Here is a 20,251-nt window from a genome sequence, read left to right as displayed (position 1 = left end):
CCATAAAAAAACGCCTCTTTCGAGGCGTTTTTTTATTCAGTGACTAACCGGCTTACTCGACCAGTTTGAAGGTAATGAAGCTGGCACGCCCCTGACGCAGGACCCGCATCGATACAGAGCGGTTCTTTGGCAGCGCTTGGGCGATTTCCGTGAACTCCTTGGCAGAACCAATCGCCTGATTGTTCAAATGAGTAATCACGTCGCCCGGCTGCAGGCCGATCAGGGCGGCAGGACCTTCCTGAACATCCTTGATCACCACGCCGCCTTTGAGATCGAAGGCTTTCTTCTGCTCATCGCTCAAATCGGCCACAGATACACCCAGTCGATTGCTGCTGCGCTCGACACCAGGCTTGGCAAGGGCATCGAGCTCTTTGCCTTCCTCTGGAATCGCACCAACCGTCAGATCGACATTTTTACGCTTGCCGTCACGAATCACTTCAAGCTTGGCTTTCTCGCCCGCCTTGAGCGCACCTACCAGATGCGGCAGATCCGCTGACATGATGATCGGTTGACCGTTCATGCTCAGGATCACGTCACCGACCTGCAAACCACCCTTGGCAGCCGGACCACCCTCCTGGATCTGCGCCACCAGCGCACCGGCCGGCTTCTCCAGGCCAAAGGACTCGGCGAGATCCTTGCTCACTTCCTGAATGACCACACCCAACCAGCCTCGGCTGACTTTGCCACCGCTTTTCAGCTGATTGGAAACATCCATGGCGACATCGATCGGGATCGCAAACGACACCCCCATGAAACCACCGGAACGGGTGTAGATCTGCGAGTTGATCCCGACCACTTCGCCCGCGAGGTTGAACAACGGACCACCCGAGTTACCCGGGTTGATCGGGACATCCGTCTGGATGAACGGCACATAGTTTTCGTTCGGCAGGCTGCGGCCAATGGCACTGACGATGCCTTGGGTCACCGTGTGGTCAAAACCAAACGGCGAACCGATGGCAACAACCCACTGCCCGGCTTTCAGATCCTGGGACTTACCCAATTTGAGCACCGGCAGACCTTTGCCCTCGACCTTCAGCAACGCCACATCGGAACGTGGGTCAGTGCCGATCAACTTGGCTTTCAGCTCACTGCGATCGGCAAGACGCACGATGATTTCATCAGCATCGGCGATCACATGGTTGTTGGTCAGAATGTAGCCATCAGGCGAGATGATGAACCCCGAACCCAGGGATTGCGCTTCACGCTGGCGACCACGAGGCGCACGCTGCTGTGGCGGCATGCCACGCTCGAGAAACTCGCGCAGCGCCGGCGGCAGGCCTTCCAGATCCGGAAGATCCTGATTGGAGACCTTACGGTCCGGCAATTTCTGCGTGGTACTGATGTTCACTACCGCAGGCGAGGCTTGCTCGACCAACTGCGTGAAGTCAGGCAGCTCGGCCGCCTGGGCACTGACGGCCTGACCGAGTACCAATACAGCGGCAAAAATGGAGAGGTAGGATTTCAAACGTGGTATCGACATACGGCTCCCGTTACGACGAGCATGGTTAAGCGATATGGAGCAAGGAATACCGGGAAACATACACCGGTACTTTTGTTCCGGGAACAACAAACAAGGCCAGAGCCGTGGGGCTCTGACCTATAGAAAATTTTTGGGGATTTTGCAAATGGAAATGCTCACCAAACATTTCAACATCTCAATTGTGCAGTGGACAATTGCTGGCCTCTTTCACAACCATCCGACTGTCCGATGAGCATCACCGGATCAGCTCACTGCTTGGCCGCAGTGGTATTGGCACGCATGGAGAGTGCAATGCGCTCAGCGGTGCCGATCGGAATTTCGCCGACTACAGTGACCATCATCTCGCCTTCAGGCGTGGTCAGACGTCGCGAAACCGCAACGGTTGGGCCTAACTGAGTACGTGTATCGGTAACCACCGCGCCATTCAGTGGCTCGAGGAACACCGAAAAACGCGCCAGGCCATCGTCATACATCAAGCTGCTGATCTGGACCTTGGTCTGCGGATCCTGGCGTGCACTACTGCTACTGAGCTCGAAGCCAGGTGGCAACCAGTCGGAATGCCATACCTGAGCGGTTTTCACCGCTAATGCCTTGTCGCTGTCGAGCGTCACAGCCTTGCACTCGGAAGTGGCTTGCAGGTCACGCTCAGTCGGCATGTCAGCCGTATCCAGTCGAGTAAACTGGAAACGCTCCAGCAACTGCCCCTTGTCATTCAACAGCAATGACTTCAACGGCAAGCCGGTTTCGCGGTCCAGGTGCAATTCAAAGCCATAACGATGCTGATCACGCGGCGTCAATGAAACGATGACCGCCGGGCGCCCAGCCACGCGCGACTTGCCGATGACGGCAAGATCGTACCAATTCTTGAGCTTTTGAGGATCGAGCGCACGAGCAGAAGAGTCGGGAGTATCCCCCAGCCCCGCTACCAGGCTGCCGCTGACGCATTGAGTATGCCCATCAATGCGTACGACTTCCTGAGCAGAACCGTCAAGCTGAAGTAAACGCTCGCGGACTTTGCCATCCTGGACACGATGCCAGATGTTGTGGGTAGAAAAACTACCGTTACGCTCGTAGACGAAAGTGCCTTGGAAACTTTGCTGTTGTTCGGCTTGGCTCAGGCGGGTCAACCAGTCCTGAGCCTCATCGGCATAGGCTGGAACAACAAACCAGCCAGTCACCAGCAGCGTAAGTAGAGGGATGGCGCGCATGATCCTCCTTAACGGTTTTCCAGGCTTGCCGCACGAGCGTAAGGCAGAGCACTTTCAGTGCCTTTCAGTGCAGCTTGTTGAGCATGTTGGCGCAAGTAGCCTGGCAGACGCTGATCATGCCAGCCCGGCTGACCTTGCAATACGCCGTTGGCCATAGGACCAGTGGCTTCCGAACTCTCATTGTAGCCTGCCAAAACGGCTGGGCCTTTTACTTGAGGAACGGCCAGACCCGGTTGAGTGGAGTGCTGGGCCAATTCGACACCGGCGATCTCATCCTGGTTGTACAGACGCACGCCCGCCAGAACAGCAAGGGTCACCGATGCGGCCACTGCCAGACGGCCCACGGTACGCCATGGACCACGAGTGGTCTTGACCGGTACGGCTTCGTCAGCCAGGGCAGCAGAAACGGCCGAAGCAAGATCCAGACGAGGGATCAGCAGGTCCTTGTGCATGACTGCCCGAGCGACTTGGTAACGGGCCCAGGTCTCGCGGGTTTCAACATCGTCAAAGGCATTTAGTACCCGACGCAATTCCAGTTCGTCCGCTTCGTTATCCATCACTGCGGACAGCGATTCCTGCAGGGCTTCACGACTCATGGCGGTTCCTCTCTTGGCTGTCGCCGCTGTCTCAGCTTTCCTGCAACAACGGCTGCAGGGCTTTATCGATGGCTTCCCGAGCGCGGAAAATCCGGGAGCGCACGGTACCCACCGGACACTGCATGACGCTCGCAATGTCCTCGTAACTCAGACCATCGAATTCACGTAAAGTTAACGCCGTACGTAAATCTTCTGGCAGTTGCTGGATGGTTCGATGGACGGTGCCTTCGATCTCATCACGCAGCAATGCACGTTCCGGCGACTCGAGATCCTTGAGGCCATGATCGCCATCGTAGAACTCTGCATCCTCTGAACTGACATCGCTATCCGGCGGCCGACGGCCGCGTGAAACCAGATAGTTTTTCGCCGTGTTGATGGCGATGCGGTAAAGCCACGTATAAAACGCGCTGTCGCCGCGAAAATTTCCAAGTGCACGGTAGGCCTTGATAAAGGCTTCTTGTGCGACATCCTGGGCTTCATGGGTGTCGTGCACGAAACGCACGATCAACCCGAGAATTTTGTGCTGGTATTTCAGCACTAGCAGATCGAAAGCGCGCTTGTCGCCGCGTTGAACGCGCTCGACCAGCTGCTGATCCTCTTCCTGGGTTAGCATGAACACTCCTCGATAAGCTCGGAGGAGGCTTGCATAACTAATCGATCAGGCTTGCAAACATAGACTCGGGCTTTTCGCAAAAGTTCTCCCCCTCCAAGCAAGTTTCCTGCGCGCTCTGATTTGGCACACACGAAAGACGCAGCACGGGCTGGGCCGGCTACGCGAATAATCTTTTCGTCGAATCCACCCGCAATGACCAAAACACAAATCCTGCGTGAAGCCGACGCTGTTCCTTGTTTCAGGCAACCTTCTATTGAGCTTGGACGCCTTGCAAAGTTCCCAAGCTTTATAGTCGCGCGAGACGAATAATGTATGACCACGCGGCGAAAAACAGCGCTTCATCGGCGATCAGGCTGTCTTATCGTCGATCCCGCGTGTAAATTTCCCTACACGGCCCTCTACCTTTTCCGTCACGGTAGTTTCACATTGCCACGTAGGCCCGACTATTGTGCCGATCCACCCCTCTATATACTAGTGCGCTGTGTGGCTGTCTCGACTCGCCGATTCAGGTGTCTTGCGCCAACCCCGACCCGGGTCGCTTTGAGCGGAATCCTGAAATGAGCCAACAGTTTCAACACGATGTTCTGGTGATTGGCAGCGGCGCTGCCGGTTTGAGTCTGGCATTGACCTTGCCCGATCATTTGCGCATTGCCGTACTGAGCAAAGGCAACCTCGCCAACGGTTCGACGTACTGGGCCCAGGGTGGTGTCGCTGCCGTGCTGGATGACACCGATACCGTTGAATCCCACGTCGATGACACGCTCAACGCTGGCGGCGGCCTGTGCCACGAAGACGCCGTGCGTTTTACCGTCGAGCATAGCCGCGAAGCCATTCAATGGTTGATCGATCAGGGCGTACCATTCACCCGCGATGAACAGTCCGGCACTGAAGACGGCGGTTTCGAGTTTCACCTGACCCGCGAAGGCGGTCACAGCCATCGGCGCATTATTCATGCCGCCGACGCCACAGGCGCTGCGATTTTCAATACGTTGCTTGATCAAGCACGACAACGGCCGAACATCGAGTTGCTGGAGCAACGGGTCGCCGTTGATTTGATCACCGAAAAACGCCTGGGCCTGGAAGGTGATCGCTGCCTTGGCGCCTATGTGCTCAATCGCGGCACTGGCGAAGTCGATACCTATGGCGCGCGGTTCGTGATCCTCGCCTCCGGCGGTGCCGCGAAAGTCTATCTCTACACCAGCAACCCTGACGGCGCTTGCGGCGACGGCATTGCCATGGCCTGGCGTTCGGGCTGCCGGGTGGCGAATCTGGAGTTCAACCAGTTCCACCCCACCTGCCTCTACCACCCACAAGCCAAAAGCTTCCTGATTACCGAAGCCCTGCGCGGTGAAGGCGCACATTTGAAACTGCCGAACGGCGAACGCTTCATGCCGCGTTTTGACCCGCGTGCCGAGCTGGCGCCACGGGACATCGTTGCCCGGGCAATCGACCATGAAATGAAGCGCCTGGGTATCGACTGCGTGTACCTGGATATCAGCCACAAGCCTGCATCGTTCATCAAGTCGCACTTCCCGACGGTGTACGAACGCTGCCTGGAATTCTCCATCGACATCACCAAGCAGCCGATCCCGGTGGTTCCGGCTGCGCACTATACCTGCGGTGGTGTCATGGTCGACCAACACGGTCGTACCGACGTGCCAGGCCTGTATGCGATTGGCGAAACCAGCTTCACCGGCCTGCACGGCGCCAACCGCATGGCCAGCAACTCGCTGCTGGAGTGTTTCGTCTATGCCCGTTCGGCGGCGGCAGACATTCTTGAACAACTGCCTCAAGTCGAGATTCCGAGCACCCTGCCCGCCTGGGACGCCAGCCAGGTCACCGACTCCGACGAAGACGTGATCATTGCGCACAACTGGGATGAGCTTCGGCGGTTCATGTGGGACTACGTGGGCATCGTGCGCACCAATAAGCGCCTGCAACGCGCCCAGCATCGCGTGCGCCTGCTGCTGGACGAGATCGACGAGTTCTATAGCAACTACAAGGTCAGCCGGGATTTGATCGAACTGCGTAATCTGGCCCAGGTGGCAGAACTGATGATTCGCTCAGCCATGGAGCGCAAGGAAAGTCGCGGCCTGCATTACACCCTCGATTACCCGAACATGCTGCCAGAAGCGCTGGACACTATTCTGGTGCCGCCCACCTACGCCGACTGAACTTGAGCCGGACCCGCAGGCGTCGGTGAACATCCGCCGCCTGCGCATCACGCGGCACACAGATCGCCCGGACCCGCCGCTCGCCGCGCAGACGAAAACGCAACACGACGACCAACGGTAGCGCCAGGCTGTCTGGACGCAATTGCACAGCTTGCCAACCCGACGCCTGATTCCACAATTGCCAACCATCAGCGTCCCGACGCAAGCCGCGGAATGCCTGCGGGTGCGTCAGTAGAATCTGTCGCGGCAACACCCAAAAACCGTGAGCCACACACAGCGTTATGCCGAGCAAACTGGCCCATAGCGGCATAGAGAGCAGCAACAGCGAACCCAGCGCGAACAGCTGGGCAAGAAGATAAGCCGCCAGCAATTGCCGTGAGGCATGCCAGCGGCACTCAAACTGGGTGTCCTTTCTCACAGTTACGTTTCTCTTTTGGCGAGTGGCTGTTGTTGCCAGGCAAGGCGCCGCGACAAGTCATAGCCCGCTATGGCGAGGAGCGGCAACGCGGCATGGCGACAACAGACGCCGTCAAAAAGAAACAGTCACTGTGAGACAGGACACTCTCACTTGGGTTGGACACGGTCCAGAATCATGCGAACCATGCGCTGCAGCTCAGGGTCTTCCGACTCGGCGCGTTCCATGAACCAGCCGAACATGTCCTGATCTTCGCATTCGAGCAGTTTGCGGTAGCACTCGCGATCGACATCGTTGAGGTGCGGATAAACCTCTTTGACAAACGGCACGAGCAACACGTCAAGCTCGAGCATGCCGCGGCGGCTGTGCCAGTAGAGGCGATTCAGTTCAACATCTTCGACCATGGAGCGCTCCTCAAATAGAGCGCAAGTATACAGCCCCAATCCCCGTCGAACAGTCGGCTTTGGTCGGGCACGTTCGAACCTTTGTGAACTACCCATTTCAAGGGCGCCCCCTTATGATGTGCTCCAGACTCTTTACCCTGCGATGACCCATGGCTGATTCTGCTTTTTTCTGCACCTTGTCCCATGAAGGCGTACTCGCCGTTCGCGGCTCCGACGCCAGCAAGTTCCTTCAGGGACAATTGACCTGCAACCTCAATTACCTGAGCGACACCCACGCCAGCCTCGGTGCACGCTGCACCCAGAAAGGCCGCATGCAGTCGAGTTTTCGCATCCTGCTGGAAGGTGATGGGGTCCTGTTGGCGATGGCCAGCGAGTTGCTGGAGCCACAGTTGGCGGACCTGAAAAAGTACGCGGTGTTCTCCAAATCCAAGCTGACCGACGAAAGCGCTGACTGGGTTCGCTTTGGCCTGCAGCACTCGGAAGCCGTCCTGTCCGGCCTGGGCCTGGCGCTTCCCCGGGAAGACGGCGCAGTTGCCCGCGCAGGCGGTCTGATTGCCATTCGAGTGTCATCCGATCGCGTCGAACTCTGGGCGGCGGCCAGTCAGGCCGGCACCTTGCGCAACTCGCTGGCCGCATTGCTGCCTGAAGGCGACCTGAACCAGTGGCTGCTCGGGCAGATCCGCGCCGGCATCGGCCAGGTCATGCCGCAAACCCGCGAGCTGTTCATTCCGCAAATGCTCAACCTGCAAGCGGTAGGCGGCGTGAGCTTCAAGAAAGGTTGCTACACCGGCCAGGAAATCGTCGCGCGCATGCAGTACCTGGGCAAGCTCAAGCGTCGGCTGTATCGCCTGCAACTCGACGCCACCGAGCTGCCCGAGCCAGGCATCGCACTGTTTTCCCCAACCCACGGCAGCTCCATCGGTGAAGTGGTGATTGCCGCTCATGCCGAACAGAACATCGAGCTGTTGGCGGTGCTGCAAGCCGAAGCCGCGGACAGTGGCGACGTGCATCTTGGCGCCCTGGAGGGCCCGGCCCTGCACCTGCTCGACCTGCCTTACCAACTGGATCGTGACCTCGAGATCCAGCGTTAATTGCAGCATTTTTTTGCAATGCCCTAGAGAAACTAAATGAGCGAGCTGGCGGAAAAGGTCCAACAGGATTTGGTTGAGGCCATCGATAACGATGACCTGGTTCTGCCAACGTTACCGGAAGTGGCCCTGCAGATTCGCAAGGCCGCCGAAGACCCGGAAATCAGCGTCGCCGACCTGAGTAAAGTCATCGGCCGCGACACCGCGTTGTCCGCGCGGCTGATCAAAGTGGTCAACAGTCCGTTGCTGCGTGCGGCTCAGGAAGTGACAGACCTGCACACGGCAATCACCCGACTGGGCATCAATTACAGCAGCAACCTGGCTATCGGTCTGGTCATGGAACAGATTTTCCACGCCCGCTCCGAGGTGGTGGAACAGAAGATGCGCGAAGTCTGGCGCAAGAGCCTGGAAATCGCCGGTGTCAGCTATGCACTGTGCCGCACTCATACCCAATTGAAACCGGATCAGGCGGCCCTTGGCGGGTTGGTGCATCAGATCGGCGTGCTGCCAATTCTGACCTATGCCGAAGACCACTACGAGCTGCTGTCAGACCCGGTCAGCCTCAACCATGTGATCGAACACATTCATCCGCTGCTCGGTGACAAGCTGCTGCAGGTCTGGGAGTTTCCGGAAATGCTGGTGAAACTGCCGGGGCTGTATCTGGACTTCAAGCGTCAGTCCGAGCAGGTCGATTATGTCGATCTGGTGCAGATCGCCAGCCTGTATTGCCACAAGGACACCGATCATCCGTTGTCCAGAATTGACGTGCTCAACGTGCCGGCGTTCAAGAAACTGGGGATTGATCCGGAGAACACGGCAATGTGCAGCGATCTGGATGAGTCACGATCGATGTTTTATTGATCACTGCAGAGGGGCGTCTGTGGCGAGGGGCTTGTCGGAACGCCGCACCGCCCCGTTCGGCTGCGAAGCAGTCGTAAAATCGGCTGAGTCGTTGATTCAGATAAAACGCGGTGACCATTCTTGGGACCGCTTCGCGCTCCAGCGGGGGCAAGCCCCCTCGCCACAGGTATTGTGTTTCGCTCGCAGGTAATCAGCCCTACCCGGCGATAAAACTGACCCGAACCTTCAGCCCACGTTGCGCGCCATCGTGCAGGCTGATCTGGGCCAGATGGGCGCGGCAGATTTCACCGACAATCGCCAGGCCCAGGCCTGAACCCGCCACCTGCTGATTACGCCGGTAGAAGCGTTCAAACACCCGGTCGCGCTCCTCAAGCGGAATCCCCGGCCCATCATCCTCGACCTCCAGCACCGCGGGCGCACTGACGCGCAAGATCACGTTGCCGCCGGGGGGCGTGTGAGCCAAGGCGTTATCCACCAGATTGCTCAGCAGCTCATTCAACAGCGTTGGTTCGCCGCGCAGCCACACCGGCTCCTCAGCCTCCAACGCCAACGCGACGCCCCGCGCGTGGGCCAACGGCGCCATGGCCATGCCCAGTTCACGAGCCAGCTGACTCAAATCGAGCAACTGCGCCCCACCCTCGGCAATCGCCCGCGCACCGTTCTCGACGCGTGCAAGCGAGAGCAATTGATTCGCCAGATGAGTCAGCCGATCGGTGCCCTGAGCGGCGCTCTCCAACGTATTTCGCCAGATTTGCGGCTCGCCCGCCCGCAGTCCTAATTCGAGCCTTGCTTTAAGAGCCGCCAACGGCGTTCGCAACTCATGGGCGGCATCGGCGATGAACTGCGCCTGACGCTCGAACTGCCTGCGCAAGCGCTCGGTAAAGTGGTTAAGCGCGCGTACCAGCGGCCACAATTCACGCTGCACTTCTACCAGTGGCAAAGGCCGAAGGTCATCCGATTGCCGCTCCTCCACCACCGTGCGCAAACGCTCGAGCGGGCGCAGTGCCGCGCTCACCGCAAACCACACCAACAGCAACGCCCCCACTGCCAGCAGGCCCAGACGCAGCAAGGTATCGGTCATCAGGCTGCGAGCCATGCGGACGCGGGCCTCGTCGGTTTCCGCTACGCGGATTTCCGCCATGCCATTCATGTTCGGTTCGGTCACCGGCTTGAGCAGGCTCACTACCCTCACGTTCTGCCCTTGGTAAATGGCGTCATAGAACCGCGCCAGCGCTGGATAATCGTCGGTTCGCGGCGTGCCTGGCGGTGGTCCGGGCAGGTTTTCGTAACCGGAAATCAGCTGCTGATGGATGTCGTTGACCTGGTAGTAAATGCGTCCGGCACTGTCGTAGGCGAATGTATCCAGCGCCACGTAAGGCACATCGGCGCTGAGGCTGCCATCGCGCTGGGAAAGCCCGGCGGCGATGGTTCGCGCCGAGGCCAGCAAGGTCCGGTCATACGCCGTGTCGGCCGCTTCGCGACCATTCCAGTAGGCACTCAAACCGCTGGCGATCATCAGCACCACCAGCAGCAGTGCGAGGTTCCACAGTAGCCGCCAGCGCAGACTGCCAGGCTTATGCATCGCGGGCTTCCAGCAGGTAACCGAGCCCCCTGAAGGTCACGATTGCGACTGCATGGCCGTCGAGTTTCTTGCGCAAACGGTGGACGTAGATTTCGATGGCGTCAGGGCTGGCCTCTTCGTCCAGACCAAACACCTGGGAGGCCAACTGCTCCTTGCTCATCACCCGCCCAGGGCGCGCGATCAACGCCTCGAGCACCGCTTGCTCACGGGAAGTCAGGGTCAGCAGCTCATCGCCGAGGGTGAAGCGCCGAGTGTCCAGGTCATACACCAACACACCGCAACGTTGCTGACGCTCGCCGCCGAGTACGCTGCGCCGCAACAGGGCCTTGACCCGCGCTTCCAGCTCGGTCAGTTCAAAGGGTTTGGCCAGGTAGTCATCGGCGCCAAGGTTGAGCCCGTGAACCCGGTCCTTGACGTCGCTGCGGGCCGTCAGCATCAGCACCGGCAAGTTCTTACCACGGCTGCGCAAACGCGCCAGCACCTCGAAACCATCCATGCGCGGCAGGCCGACATCAAGGATCGCCACCGCGTACTCCTCGCTGTTCAAGGCCAGGTCGGCAGCTACCCCATCGTGCAGCACATCGACGGTCAAACCGGTGCTCTTGAGCGCTTGGGCGACACTTTCGGCCAACTGCAGATGGTCTTCGACGAGAAGAACACGCATGGTTTTTTACCTCGTTCGGGGATGGTCGACGCCATTCTTTGGCGCGGAGTTTACAGCCGCATCCGCCTCTGTGAAGACCGAAAACAATGAAAGTCTGCTGAAAGGTTGGAGAAAGGTTAGCCCGTTAGAGTCCAGCCACGGACAGTTTCGACTGCCGTGACCATGAAGCGCTGCAACCGAAAAACGCCTCGAAGCGTTTTCGTCAAATAAGAACAATAAATGGAGTATTTCAGCATGCTGTCCACACAGCCTCAGGCTTGCCCGCCTGCGCGTTTTTCCCGCCTCGCCTCCACAGCTCTCGCCAGTGCCGCCGCCCTCGCCGGCTTTTCGCCTGTCAGCCAGGCTGCCTTCTTCGAAGACAGTAGCGCGACCCTCGAAACCCGTAACATGTACTTCAACCGCGACTTTCGCAGTGGCACCAGTGCTCAACAGTCCAAGCGTGACGAATGGGCCCAGGGCTTCATGCTCAACGTGCAGTCAGGCTACACCGACGGCACCGTGGGTTTTGGTGTCGACGCGCTGGGCATGCTCGGGGTCAAGCTCGATTCCAGCCCCGACCGTACCGGCACCGGCTTGCTGCCAACCCACGATGACGGGCGTGCCGCCAATGAGTACTCCAAACTTGGCCTGACCGGCAAAATGAAGATCTCTGCTACCGAGCTCAAAGTCGGCAGCCTGATACCTGAATTGCCGACCCTCAAGCCCAACGATGGGCGAATTCTGCCGCAGACCTTTGAAGGCGGCCTGGTGACTTCAAAGGAAATCAAGAACCTGACCTTCACCGGCGGGCGCCTCGATAAAGCCAAGGACCGCGACAGCACCGATTTCGAGGACATCGCCCTCAACAACAAGAACAGCCGTTTCGCCGGCACCGTGCCCGGCACGCATTTCGATTTCGGCGGTGTCGACTACAAGTTCACCGACAAGATCACCGGCAGTTACCACTTCGCTCAACTGGGCGAGGTCTACAACCAGCATTTCCTTGGTCTGGTCGCCTCGCAACCGTTCGGTCCGGGCACTTTTGCCACCGACCTGCGGCTGGCCATCAGCAATGACCAGGGCCAGGCCCGTGGCGGCAAGATCGACAACAAATCCCTCAACGGCCTGGTGAGTTATGCCTTGAGCGGGCATAAACTCACCGCCGGTTATCAGCACATGTCCGGTGACAGCGCCTTCCCGTATGTCGACGGTGCCGACCCGTATCTGGTCAACTTCGTGCAGATCAACGACTTTGCCGGCGCCGAAGAACACTCCTGGCAGGCGCGTTACGACTACGACTTCGCCAAGCTCGGGGTTCCGGGCCTGAGCTTCATGACCCGTTACATCAGCGGTGACAACATCAAGCTGAAAAACGGTGCTACCGGCGAAGAGTGGGAACGCAACACCGAGATCAAATACGTGGTGCAAAGTGGTGCCCTCAAGGACGTCGCCGTGCGTCTGCGCAATGCCACCTACCGCTCCAACTACTCTGCCCGTGACGCTGATGAAGTGCGTTTGCTGGTGAGCTACAGCGTTGCCCTTTGGTAATTGATTCAACAAACGACAGCTCCTACACAACAACAACTCCTGTGGAGACGAAAAATGGACTTATCACTGCGTAAAGTTGCATTAGCCGCCAGCTGCCTGCTGTTCGCCGGCCCACTGCTGGCCGATGTGGCCGGCGAGCCCAAGCGCCCGGAATGCATTGCCCCGGCATCCCCCGGCGGAGGCTTCGACCTGACCTGCAAACTGGCGCAAAGCGCGCTGGTGAACGAAAAAATCCTGACCAAACCGATGCGCGTGACCTACATGCCCGGCGGTGTCGGCGCGGTGGCTTACAACGCCGTCGTCGCCCAACGCCCAGCCGATGCCGGCACGCTGGTGGCCTGGTCCAGCGGCTCGCTGCTGAACCTGGCCCAAGGCAAGTTCGGCCGCTTCGACGAAAACGCCGTGCGCTGGCTGGCAGCGGTGGGCACCAGCTACGGTGCCATCGCGGTGAAAAGCGACTCGCCCTACAAGAACCTCGACGACCTGGTTCAGGCGTTGAAGAAAGACCCGAGCAAAGTAGTGATCGGTTCCGGTGGCACGGTGGGCAGTCAGGACTGGATGCAAACCGCGCTGATTGCCAAGGCCGCCGGAATCAACCCGCGTGATCTGCGCTACGTCGCCCTCGAAGGCGGCGGCGAAATTGCTACGGCGCTGCTCGGTGGTCACATCCAGGTCGGCAGCACCGACATCTCCGACTCGATGCCGCACATCCAGAGCGGTGACATGCGCCTGCTGGCCGTGTTCGCCAACGAGCGTCTCGACGAGCCGGAAATGAAGGACATTCCGACCGCCAAAGAGCAAGGCTACGACATCGTCTGGCCAGTGGTTCGGGGTTTCTACCTCGGGCCAAAAGTCAGCGATGCGGAATACGCCTGGTGGAAAAACGCCTTCGACAAACTGCTGGCTTCGGAAGACTTCGCCAAGCTGCGCGATCAGCGTGAACTGTTCCCGTTCGCCATGACCGGGCCAGAGCTGGACACCTACGTGAAGAAGCAGGTAGCGGACTACAAACTGCTGGCCAAAGAGTTCGGCCTGATTCAGTAATCGCCTCTGTCTCGCGGCCAGCCCCTTGCGCATCAAGGGGCTGGCCCAGGAGTTTGTCATGCTCTTACAACGTATTTTTGCCTCGGTGCTGTTACTGGCCTGTCTCGGCCTGGCACTGATGGCCTGGCCGTATCAAGCGGCTTTTTCCTATGAACCCGTCGGCCCCAGGGCCTTTCCGCTGTTGATGCTCGGCTTGATGGGCGTGGCACTGCTGTACATGGTGTTTCGCCCTGCACCGATCAAACACAGTGAAGACGAGCCGCCACTGGACCGCGAAACCCTGACCAAGATCGGTATCTGTGTCGTTCTGCTGCTGGTGTTCGCCGGAACCTTCGAACCGCTCGGGTTCATTGTTTCGAGCATCCTCATCGGCGTACCGATGGCCCGTTTGTATGGCGGTCGCTGGTTGCCGAGCGTGGTGATCATCAGCTTGATGAGCGTCGGCCTGTACATGCTGTTCGACCGGTTGATGGACGTGCCACTGCCGTTGGGCCTGCTCGACGTTCTGGAGAACTGATATGGATACCCTTAACTATCTCGGCCAGGGTTTTGGCGTCGCACTGACTCCTTACAACCTGGTCACCGCGTTGTGCGGCACCCTGATCGGCACCGTGGTCGGCTTGTTGCCGGGTCTTGGGCCGATCAACGGCGTGGCGTTGTTGATACCGATTGCGTTCGCCCTCGGCCTGCCACCGGAGTCCGCGCTGATCCTCTTGGCTGCCGTCTACCTGGGTTGCGAATACGGCGGGCGTATCAGCTCGATTCTGCTGAACATTCCGGGCGAAGCGTCGACGGTCATGACCACTCTCGACGGCTACCCGATGGCTCGCCAGGGCATGGCCGGGGTGGCACTGTCGTTGTCGGCCTGGAGCTCGTTCATCGGCGCATTCATCGCCACCTGCGGCATGGTGCTGTTCGCCCCGCTGCTGGCGAAATGGGCCATCGCCTTCGGCCCTGCGGAATACTTCGTGCTGATGGTCTTCGCCATTGTCTGCCTCGGTGGCATGGCCGGTGATCGACCGCTGAAAACCTTCATCGCCGCGCTGATCGGGTTGTTTCTGTCGTGCGTCGGGATCGACGCCAACAGCGGCGTGTACCGTTTCACCGGAGACAACATCCACCTCACTGACGGTATTCAGTTCGTGGTGTTGGTGCTGGGCCTGTTCTCCATCAGCGAAATCCTCTTGCTGCTGGAAAAAACCCATCACGGCCAGGAAGCCGTGAAAGCCACCGGGCGGATGATGTTCAACTTCAAGGAAGCCGCCTCGGTGTTCGCGGTGAACATCCGCTGCGGCGTTCTGGGGTTCATCATGGGCGTGTTGCCAGGTGCTGGTGCGACGCTGGCCAGTGCCGTTGCCTACATGACCGAGAAACGTATCGCCGGTGCCAGCGGCACCTTCGGCCAGGGCGACAAACGTGGCCTCGCGGCGCCGGAAACTGCCATCGGCGGTGCTGCCTGCGGCGCACTGGTACCGATGCTGACCCTCGGCGTACCGGGTTCGGGCACCACGGCGGTAATGATCGGCGCCCTGTCGCTGTACAACATCACCCCGGGGCCGCTGTTGTTCCAACAACAGCCGGACATTGTCTGGGGCCTGATCGCCTCGTTGTTCGTCGCCAACGTCATGCTGGTGATCCTCAATATCCCGATGATCCGCATCTTCACCCGCATTCTTGCGGTGCCGAACTGGGCACTGGTGCCGGTGATCGCGATCATTACCGGTATCGGCGTCTACGCCGTGCACGCGACGACCTTCGACCTGTTCCTGATGATCGGCATCGGCATCTTCGGCTACATCCTGCGCAAGCTGGACTTCCCGTTGTCGCCAGTTCTACTGGGGTTCATTCTCGGCGGCTTGATGGAACAGAACCTGCGTCGAGCGCTGTCGATTTCCAACGGTGCGCTGGAAATCCTCTGGTCGAGTCCCATCACCTTCGGTTGCTGGGTACTGACGGCAATCATGTTGCTGATGCCGATCTTGCGCATCTGGCGCAAACGCTCCGTCGCGCGGCGTGCAATCGCCGATGTCTGATCGGCCTTTCAAAAGCTGGTGGGGAACACCGCTGGTCGGTCTGCTGGGCGGGTACCTCGCCAGCCAGATCGGCTGGCCGCTGCCATGGATGGTCGGCTCGTTGCTGGCGATCATCCTGGTGCGCTGCCTGACACCCTGGCAATTGGCGGAAATTCCTGGCGGGCGTAAATGCGGCCAGTGGATTATCGGAATCGGCATTGGTCTGCACTTCACCCCGCTGGTGATCGAGCAGATCATGCGCCACTTTGGCCTGATCTTCTTTGGGGCGCTGGTCACCAGCCTGTCGGCAGTGGTCGGGGTTTGGTTGCTGCGGCGCACCGGCGAGGATCGCGCCACTGCATTTTTCTCCAGCATGCCGGGCGGCTCCGGTGAAATGGTCAACCTTGGCGCACGCAATGGCGCCGTGCTCAGCCGGGTGGCGGCAGGGCAAAGTCTTCGGGTGTTGGTGGTGGTGTTGTGTGTACCGGCGGCCTTCAAATACCTGCTCGGGGACGGCGTTCCACAACTGCATCCGGCCAGCGTCGATTGGCGCTGGCTGGCGGTGTTGTTTCCGGCCGGTGCCCTGCTCGCCTGGATCTGGCAACGGTTGCGCCAGCCCAACCCCTGGCTGTTTGGCCCGTTGCTGGTGAGTGCAGCGGTGAGCATCGGCTGGGATTTACACATCGGGCTGCCCCACGGCGGCAGTCAGATCGGCCAATGGCTGATTGGCAGTGGCCTGGGCTGTCACTTCAATCGGCAGTTCTTTCGTCGAGCACCGTCGTTCATGGGCCGGACCTTGATCGGTACGGCGTTGACCATGCTGATCGCCACACTGGCGGCGCTGGGACTGAGTGCGCTGACCCAACTGGACCTGCGCTCACTGACTCTGGGCATGATGCCTGGCGGCATTGCAGAAATGAGCCTGACCGCTGAAACCTTGCAACTGTCAGTGCCGTTGGTCACAGCGATGCAAGTGATGCGGTTGTTGTTCGTGCTGTTTCTGGCGGAGCCGTTGTTCAGGTATTGGGACCGGTTGCCGGATGACACCTGAGTTGATCACCTGTGGCGAGGGGGCTTGCCCCCGTTCGGCTGCGTAGCAGTCGTAAACCATATGTCTGTGGTGTGTCTGACAAAATGCAGTGGCTGGTTTTGGGGCCGCTTCGCGACCCAACGGGGGCAAGCCCCCTCACCACAAAAGCCGCTCCCCTTCACTTTCGCGTCGTTTCAGACCGGTGGCAACCGCCAGTCGATCGGTGTCTCGCCATTCTGTTCAAGATACTTGTTGGCGCGGCTGAAATGCCCGCAACCGAGGAATCCGCGGTAAGCGGACAGCGGCGACGGGTGCACCGACGTCAGCACCAGATGTTTGGTCGCATCGATCAGTTTCTGTTTGCTCTGTGCATGAGCACCCCACAGCAAAAACACCAGATGGGGCTGATGTTCGCTGACCACCTCGATAATCCGATCGGTAAAGTGCTGCCAGCCCTTGCCCGCATGGGCGTTGGCATTGGCCCGCTCCACGGTCATGGTGGTGTTGAGCATCAGCACGCCCTGGTCGGCCCAGCTTTGCAGGTAACCGTGGTTCGGGATGTCGATGTTCAGGTCGCGCTTCAACTCTTTATAGATGTTCACCAGCGACGGTGGCGCCGGTACACCCGGTTGCACCGAGAAGCACAAGCCATGGGCCTGACCCGGGCCGTGGTACGGGTCCTGGCCGAGAATCACCACTTTGACCTTGTCCAGCGGCGTCGAATTGAGGGCGTTGAAAATCATCGGTCCCGGCGGATAGATTTCCTTGCCTGCGGCGTTTTCCTGCCGCAGAAACTCGCGCAACTCAGCCATGTAAGGCTGGTCGAATTCGGCACGCAGTGCTTCCTTCCAGCTCGGTTCGAGTTTGATACGGTCTTCAACAGTCATGGTTACACCCGAGAATTCAATGGGGCGAACCCTAGGAAAGCCCACCGCGCTTGTCAATTGATCTGACGCAGATCCAGCACTTTCTCGTACAGCGATCATACTGAACGTTCAATTCAGTCATCGAGGTCAAAATGAATCTGCACTTCGAAGAACTCACCGGCACGGACGGCGCACGCATCGGCATCGCCAGCCTGGATGCCGAAAAATCCCTGAACGCCCTCTCGCTGCCGATGATCAGGGCCTTGAGCGATCAACTGGAAGCCTGGGCCAAAGAGCCGCAGATTGTCTGCGTGCTGTTACGCGGTAACGGCGCCAAGGCGTTTTGCGCCGGCGGTGAAGTGCGCAACCTGGTAGAGGCCTGTAGAGCCCATCCCGGTGAGGTTCCGCCCTTGGCCGCACAGTTTTTCTCGGCGGAATATCGCCTTGATTTTCGCTTGCACACCTACCCTAAACCGCTGATCTGCTGGGGTCACGGTTACGTTCTCGGTGGCGGCCTGGGGTTGCTGCAAGGCGCGAGCATTCGCATCGTCACCCCGAGCAGCCGCCTGGCCATGCCCGAAATCAGTATCGGCCTGTACCCGGATGTTGGCGCCAGTTGGTTTTTGTCACGATTGCCCGGCAAGCTCGGCCTGTTTCTTGGTTTGACCGGCGCGCAGATGAACGCACGCGACGCCATTGACCTGGACCTGGCTGACCGCTTCTTGCTCGATGAACAGCAGGAGGAGCTTATCGAAGGTCTGCTGCAATTGAATTGGCAGGAACAAACGCCAATGCAGCTCAACAGCCTGCTCAAGGCCTTGCAGCAAGAAGCCGTCGGGAAAATGCCCGAGGCGCAATGGCTGCCACGACGCCAGCAGATTGATGAGTTGCTGGATGTCAGCGATGTACGCTGTGCCTGGCGCGCCATCAGTCTGTTGCGCGATCACCGTGACTTGTTGCTGGCCCGCGCGGCAAAAAACCTGCACGAGGGCTGCCCACTGACGGCTCATCTGGTCTGGGAGCAAATCCAGCGTGCTCGGCACCTGTCATTGGCCGAGGTATTCCAGATGGAATACACCATGAGCCTGAACTGCTGCCGGCACCCGGAATTCAGCGAAGGTGTTCGTGCGCGTTTGATCGACAAGGACCAGAAGCCGCACTGGCATTGGCCGGACATCAACGCGATACCTGAAGCGGTGGTCCAGGCGCATTTCCATAAGGTCTGGGAAGGTCGGCATCCGCTGGCAGACTTGTCGGGTTATTGAAATCCGGGCATAAAAAAAAAGCGGCGCTGAATGCGCCGCTTGTTCGTTGCAAGGCCTAACGGTGGCCGTCCCAATTGCGGCGGCCATCGCGACCATCACGGTCACCCTGTCTGTCGTGATCACGCCCGTCACGATGCCCCCGATCATTCCATTCCCGGCGACCATGGCCACCCTCTTCGCGATGACCCCAGCCATGGCGGTCGCGGTCATCCCAGCCACGGTTCTGGTAAACGCGGTACTCGACTCGCGGTGGTGCCTGGTAATAACGCGGCGCTGGCTGGTAGTAGCGCGGCGGCGAGTAGTAACGCGCAGGCGGTGCGGAATAATAGGATCCACCTCCGTAGTAATAGGCTGGCGCCGGAGAGGTGTAGACCTCAGAGCGGTAATTACCGGGGCCTTCGTCGTAATAGGGAACACAAGCAGAAAGCGTCAAACCCAATGAAGCAATGAGAAGAAGTCGACGATACATGGCGGCCTCCTGGACCGCGAATGAGCCATACCAGCGACGCTGGTCAGCGGCAGCCAATTCATCTGACTGACGAAACATCTGACAGCAAAATCAGAATCTGGTGCGATTTAGAAACAAATATAAACAAGTAGCCGATAACGCTTCTCGACCGCTGGAAGCCGGCATGAAAAACGGCGCTTCCTTCACCCGTAAAGCGCCGTGAAATGAAAGGATTGAAAAACCATTGAGCCCGCTCGCCTTATCTGGCGTCAATCGTGCTCGTGGCGATCCCTCCCGCGCCCGCGGTCATGGTCACCATGGTAATAATGGCGATAACCGCCGTAATAGCGAGGGCCATAGTAGTAACCACCATAGTAATAAGGCCTGTAGTAATAACCGCCGTAGTAATAAGGTGCCGGCACGGTGTACACCTCTGGACCGTAATAGCCGGGTTCTGCGTAGTAAAAACAGGCGGAAAGACTCAAGCCAAACAACCCACTGAGCAAGATTCGACGGTACATGGCGGCCTCCTGGACCGCAGGCAGCACATTCCGAAAACGCGGATTGCTGCCAGTCGGAACACTGAACGGCTGACATTGATTAAGACTCTGTCACAACCGCCAAGTGCCTCCTTTCACAGAACTTCAGATCAGCGGCCCGCCCAACTTGCACAGCCTGTTGTCACGCAACGATCAGGCGATGTACCGTGCCAAGCCTATCGACCCTGACCGAACCTGCGCAGAAGTGCCCCACTCCAGTGATGAATAAACCTGACCTCTGCCCGGCCTGCGGCGCCAGCAACGATTGCAGCCTGGCCGATCCGCGAACCGCCGACCAGGCTTGCTGGTGCTACACCGTGGCTATCGACCCGGCAGTGCTGCTGGCGTTGCCCGCCGAACTGCGCGACCAGTCATGCCTGTGCCCGAGCTGCGCTCAAGTCGAGTCGCAGCTGCGAGCAGCCCTATAGGGTAAGA

The 20,251-nt window shown here is 59.1% G+C and carries 21 protein-coding genes; 10 read left to right on the top strand and 11 right to left on the bottom strand.

Features of this window, described 5'->3' with window-relative positions:
- Positions 1-52: 52 nt before the first annotated feature.
- The 4 genes from AO353_RS17640 to rpoE all read right to left on the bottom strand — a co-directional run bounded on the left by AO353_RS17640 (position 53) and on the right by rpoE (position 3,897).
- The gene (locus tag AO353_RS17640) at positions 53-1,480 is read right to left on the bottom strand and encodes a DegQ family serine endoprotease (RefSeq protein WP_054596109.1); all 1,428 of its coding nucleotides are present in this window, start codon (positions 1,478-1,480) and stop codon (positions 53-55) included.
- Between the two features lie 248 nt (positions 1,481-1,728).
- Positions 1,729-2,688 (bottom strand): MucB/RseB C-terminal domain-containing protein, encoded by a 960-nt coding sequence (locus tag AO353_RS17635; protein WP_054596108.1) that lies wholly within the window; start codon positions 2,686-2,688, stop codon positions 1,729-1,731.
- An 8-nt stretch (positions 2,689-2,696) separates the two neighbouring features.
- A complete protein-coding gene (locus AO353_RS17630; RefSeq protein ID WP_054596107.1) occupies positions 2,697-3,284 on the bottom strand; it encodes a sigma-E factor negative regulatory protein in 588 nt (195 codons plus the stop codon).
- A 31-nt stretch (positions 3,285-3,315) separates the two neighbouring features.
- Entirely contained in the window at positions 3,316-3,897 is a 582-nt protein-coding gene (rpoE, locus tag AO353_RS17625) for an RNA polymerase sigma factor RpoE (RefSeq protein ID WP_019692537.1), read from the bottom strand.
- A gap of 557 nt (positions 3,898-4,454) precedes the next feature.
- Between rpoE and nadB the strand changes: the two genes are divergently transcribed.
- On the top strand, positions 4,455-6,071 hold the full coding sequence (nadB, locus tag AO353_RS17620; RefSeq protein ID WP_054596106.1) for an L-aspartate oxidase: 1,617 nt from the start codon (positions 4,455-4,457) through the stop codon (positions 6,069-6,071).
- Here the strand turns inward: nadB and AO353_RS17615 are convergent.
- Together AO353_RS17615 and AO353_RS17610 are read right to left on the bottom strand one after the other, a co-directional pair.
- Complete coding sequence (locus AO353_RS17615; protein ID WP_054596105.1) at positions 6,040-6,489, bottom strand: protein YgfX; 450 nt, start codon at positions 6,487-6,489, stop codon at positions 6,040-6,042. The two genes, nadB and AO353_RS17615, sit on opposite strands and share 32 nt — an antisense overlap.
- 146 nt (positions 6,490-6,635) lie before the next feature.
- Positions 6,636-6,890: a succinate dehydrogenase assembly factor 2 gene (locus AO353_RS17610; RefSeq protein ID WP_019692540.1), complete on the bottom strand. Its 255-nt coding sequence runs from the start codon at positions 6,888-6,890 to the stop codon at positions 6,636-6,638.
- Between the two features lie 149 nt (positions 6,891-7,039).
- On the opposite strand from AO353_RS17610, the gene AO353_RS17605 reads away from it, so the two are divergent.
- Together AO353_RS17605 and AO353_RS17600 are read left to right on the top strand one after the other, a co-directional pair.
- Positions 7,040-7,981, top strand: a complete 942-nt coding sequence (locus AO353_RS17605; protein WP_054596104.1) for a YgfZ/GcvT domain-containing protein — start codon at positions 7,040-7,042, stop codon at positions 7,979-7,981.
- Positions 7,982-8,017: 36 nt separating this feature from the next.
- A complete protein-coding gene (locus AO353_RS17600) occupies positions 8,018-8,839 on the top strand; it encodes an HDOD domain-containing protein (protein ID WP_054596103.1) in 822 nt (273 codons plus the stop codon).
- Positions 8,840-9,035: 196 nt separating this feature from the next.
- Here the strand turns inward: AO353_RS17600 and AO353_RS17595 are convergent, their stop codons facing one another.
- Both AO353_RS17595 and AO353_RS17590 read right to left on the bottom strand, forming a co-directional pair.
- Positions 9,036-10,421, bottom strand: coding sequence for a sensor histidine kinase (locus AO353_RS17595; RefSeq protein ID WP_054596102.1), 1,386 nt, complete (start codon positions 10,419-10,421; stop codon positions 9,036-9,038).
- Complete coding sequence (locus AO353_RS17590) at positions 10,414-11,085, bottom strand: response regulator (RefSeq protein WP_019692544.1); 672 nt, start codon at positions 11,083-11,085, stop codon at positions 10,414-10,416. Before AO353_RS17590 ends, AO353_RS17595 begins: the two co-directional genes overlap by 8 nt.
- Positions 11,086-11,319: 234 nt before the next feature.
- On the opposite strand from AO353_RS17590, the gene AO353_RS17585 reads away from it, so the two are divergent.
- The 5 genes from AO353_RS17585 to AO353_RS17565 are packed head-to-tail and all read left to right on the top strand — an operon-like array spanning position 11,320 to position 16,719.
- Entirely contained in the window at positions 11,320-12,612 is a 1,293-nt protein-coding gene (locus AO353_RS17585; RefSeq protein WP_054598260.1) for an OprD family porin, read from the top strand.
- 54 nt (positions 12,613-12,666) lie between these two features.
- The gene (locus AO353_RS17580) at positions 12,667-13,656 is read left to right on the top strand and encodes a Bug family tripartite tricarboxylate transporter substrate binding protein (RefSeq protein WP_054596101.1); all 990 of its coding nucleotides are present in this window, start codon (positions 12,667-12,669) and stop codon (positions 13,654-13,656) included.
- 58 nt (positions 13,657-13,714) lie between these two features.
- The gene (locus AO353_RS17575) at positions 13,715-14,173 is read left to right on the top strand and encodes a tripartite tricarboxylate transporter TctB family protein (protein WP_054596100.1); all 459 of its coding nucleotides are present in this window, start codon (positions 13,715-13,717) and stop codon (positions 14,171-14,173) included.
- Between the two features lies 1 nt (position 14,174).
- A complete protein-coding gene (locus AO353_RS17570; RefSeq protein ID WP_054596099.1) occupies positions 14,175-15,689 on the top strand; it encodes a tripartite tricarboxylate transporter permease in 1,515 nt (504 codons plus the stop codon).
- Complete coding sequence (locus tag AO353_RS17565; protein WP_054596098.1) at positions 15,682-16,719, top strand: AbrB family transcriptional regulator; 1,038 nt, start codon at positions 15,682-15,684, stop codon at positions 16,717-16,719. The genes AO353_RS17570 and AO353_RS17565 overlap by 8 nt, the downstream gene beginning before the upstream one ends.
- Before the next feature lie 173 nt (positions 16,720-16,892).
- Here the strand turns inward: AO353_RS17565 and ung are convergent, their stop codons facing one another.
- The gene (gene ung, locus AO353_RS17560; protein WP_054596097.1) at positions 16,893-17,585 is read right to left on the bottom strand and encodes a uracil-DNA glycosylase; all 693 of its coding nucleotides are present in this window, start codon (positions 17,583-17,585) and stop codon (positions 16,893-16,895) included.
- 131 nt (positions 17,586-17,716) lie between these two features.
- Between ung and AO353_RS17555 the strand changes: the two genes are divergently transcribed.
- Positions 17,717-18,829, top strand: a complete 1,113-nt coding sequence (locus tag AO353_RS17555; protein WP_054596096.1) for an enoyl-CoA hydratase/isomerase family protein — start codon at positions 17,717-17,719, stop codon at positions 18,827-18,829.
- Between the two features lie 55 nt (positions 18,830-18,884).
- Here AO353_RS17555 and AO353_RS17550 read toward each other — a convergent pair whose 3' ends face one another.
- Positions 18,885-19,298 (bottom strand): hypothetical protein, encoded by a 414-nt coding sequence (locus AO353_RS17550; protein ID WP_054596095.1) that lies wholly within the window; start codon positions 19,296-19,298, stop codon positions 18,885-18,887.
- Positions 19,299-19,546: 248 nt separating this feature from the next.
- Positions 19,547-19,798: a hypothetical protein gene (locus AO353_RS17545; RefSeq protein WP_054596094.1), complete on the bottom strand. Its 252-nt coding sequence runs from the start codon at positions 19,796-19,798 to the stop codon at positions 19,547-19,549.
- Between the two features lie 239 nt (positions 19,799-20,037).
- Between AO353_RS17545 and AO353_RS17540 the strand changes: the two genes are divergently transcribed.
- Positions 20,038-20,244 (top strand): cysteine-rich CWC family protein, encoded by a 207-nt coding sequence (locus AO353_RS17540; protein WP_054596093.1) that lies wholly within the window; start codon positions 20,038-20,040, stop codon positions 20,242-20,244.
- Positions 20,245-20,251: the final 7 nt, after the last annotated feature.

Source organism: Pseudomonas fluorescens (genome assembly GCF_001307155.1).
GTDB classification, from domain to species: domain Bacteria; phylum Pseudomonadota; class Gammaproteobacteria; order Pseudomonadales; family Pseudomonadaceae; genus Aquipseudomonas; species Aquipseudomonas helvetica.
Note: the sequence above shows the minus strand (reverse complement) of the source record. Positions and strands in the feature narration are given on the sequence as shown.

Bases quoted from the DNA above. Each gene is read 5' to 3' on its own strand.
- AO353_RS17630 (WP_054596107.1), bottom strand. From the start codon at position 3,284: ATGAGTCGTGAAGCCCTGCAGGAATCGCTGTCCGCAGTGATGGATAAC.
- AO353_RS17635 (WP_054596108.1), bottom strand. From the start codon at position 2,688: ATGCGCGCCATCCCTCTACTTACGCTGCTGGTGACTGGCTGGTTTGTT.
- AO353_RS17590 (WP_019692544.1), bottom strand. From the start codon at position 11,085: ATGCGTGTTCTTCTCGTCGAAGACCATCTGCAGTTGGCCGAAAGTGTC.
- AO353_RS17580 (WP_054596101.1), top strand. From the start codon at position 12,667: ATGGACTTATCACTGCGTAAAGTTGCATTAGCCGCCAGCTGCCTGCTG.
- AO353_RS17550 (WP_054596095.1), bottom strand. From the start codon at position 19,298: ATGTATCGTCGACTTCTTCTCATTGCTTCATTGGGTTTGACGCTTTCT.
- AO353_RS17585 (WP_054598260.1), top strand. From the start codon at position 11,320: ATGCTGTCCACACAGCCTCAGGCTTGCCCGCCTGCGCGTTTTTCCCGC.
- AO353_RS17555 (WP_054596096.1), top strand. From the start codon at position 17,717: ATGAATCTGCACTTCGAAGAACTCACCGGCACGGACGGCGCACGCATC.
- AO353_RS17540 (WP_054596093.1), top strand. From the start codon at position 20,038: ATGAATAAACCTGACCTCTGCCCGGCCTGCGGCGCCAGCAACGATTGC.
- AO353_RS17595 (WP_054596102.1), bottom strand. From the start codon at position 10,421: ATGCATAAGCCTGGCAGTCTGCGCTGGCGGCTACTGTGGAACCTCGCA.
- ung (WP_054596097.1), bottom strand. From the start codon at position 17,585: ATGACTGTTGAAGACCGTATCAAACTCGAACCGAGCTGGAAGGAAGCA.
- AO353_RS17570 (WP_054596099.1), top strand. From the start codon at position 14,175: ATGGATACCCTTAACTATCTCGGCCAGGGTTTTGGCGTCGCACTGACT.
- AO353_RS17640 (WP_054596109.1), bottom strand. From the start codon at position 1,480: ATGTCGATACCACGTTTGAAATCCTACCTCTCCATTTTTGCCGCTGTA.
- AO353_RS17575 (WP_054596100.1), top strand. From the start codon at position 13,715: ATGCTCTTACAACGTATTTTTGCCTCGGTGCTGTTACTGGCCTGTCTC.
- AO353_RS17545 (WP_054596094.1), bottom strand. From the start codon at position 19,798: ATGTACCGTCGAATCTTGCTCAGTGGGTTGTTTGGCTTGAGTCTTTCC.
- AO353_RS17565 (WP_054596098.1), top strand. From the start codon at position 15,682: ATGTCTGATCGGCCTTTCAAAAGCTGGTGGGGAACACCGCTGGTCGGT.
- AO353_RS17600 (WP_054596103.1), top strand. From the start codon at position 8,018: ATGAGCGAGCTGGCGGAAAAGGTCCAACAGGATTTGGTTGAGGCCATC.
- rpoE (WP_019692537.1), bottom strand. From the start codon at position 3,897: ATGCTAACCCAGGAAGAGGATCAGCAGCTGGTCGAGCGCGTTCAACGC.
- AO353_RS17610 (WP_019692540.1), bottom strand. From the start codon at position 6,890: ATGGTCGAAGATGTTGAACTGAATCGCCTCTACTGGCACAGCCGCCGC.
- AO353_RS17605 (WP_054596104.1), top strand. From the start codon at position 7,040: ATGGCTGATTCTGCTTTTTTCTGCACCTTGTCCCATGAAGGCGTACTC.
- nadB (WP_054596106.1), top strand. From the start codon at position 4,455: ATGAGCCAACAGTTTCAACACGATGTTCTGGTGATTGGCAGCGGCGCT.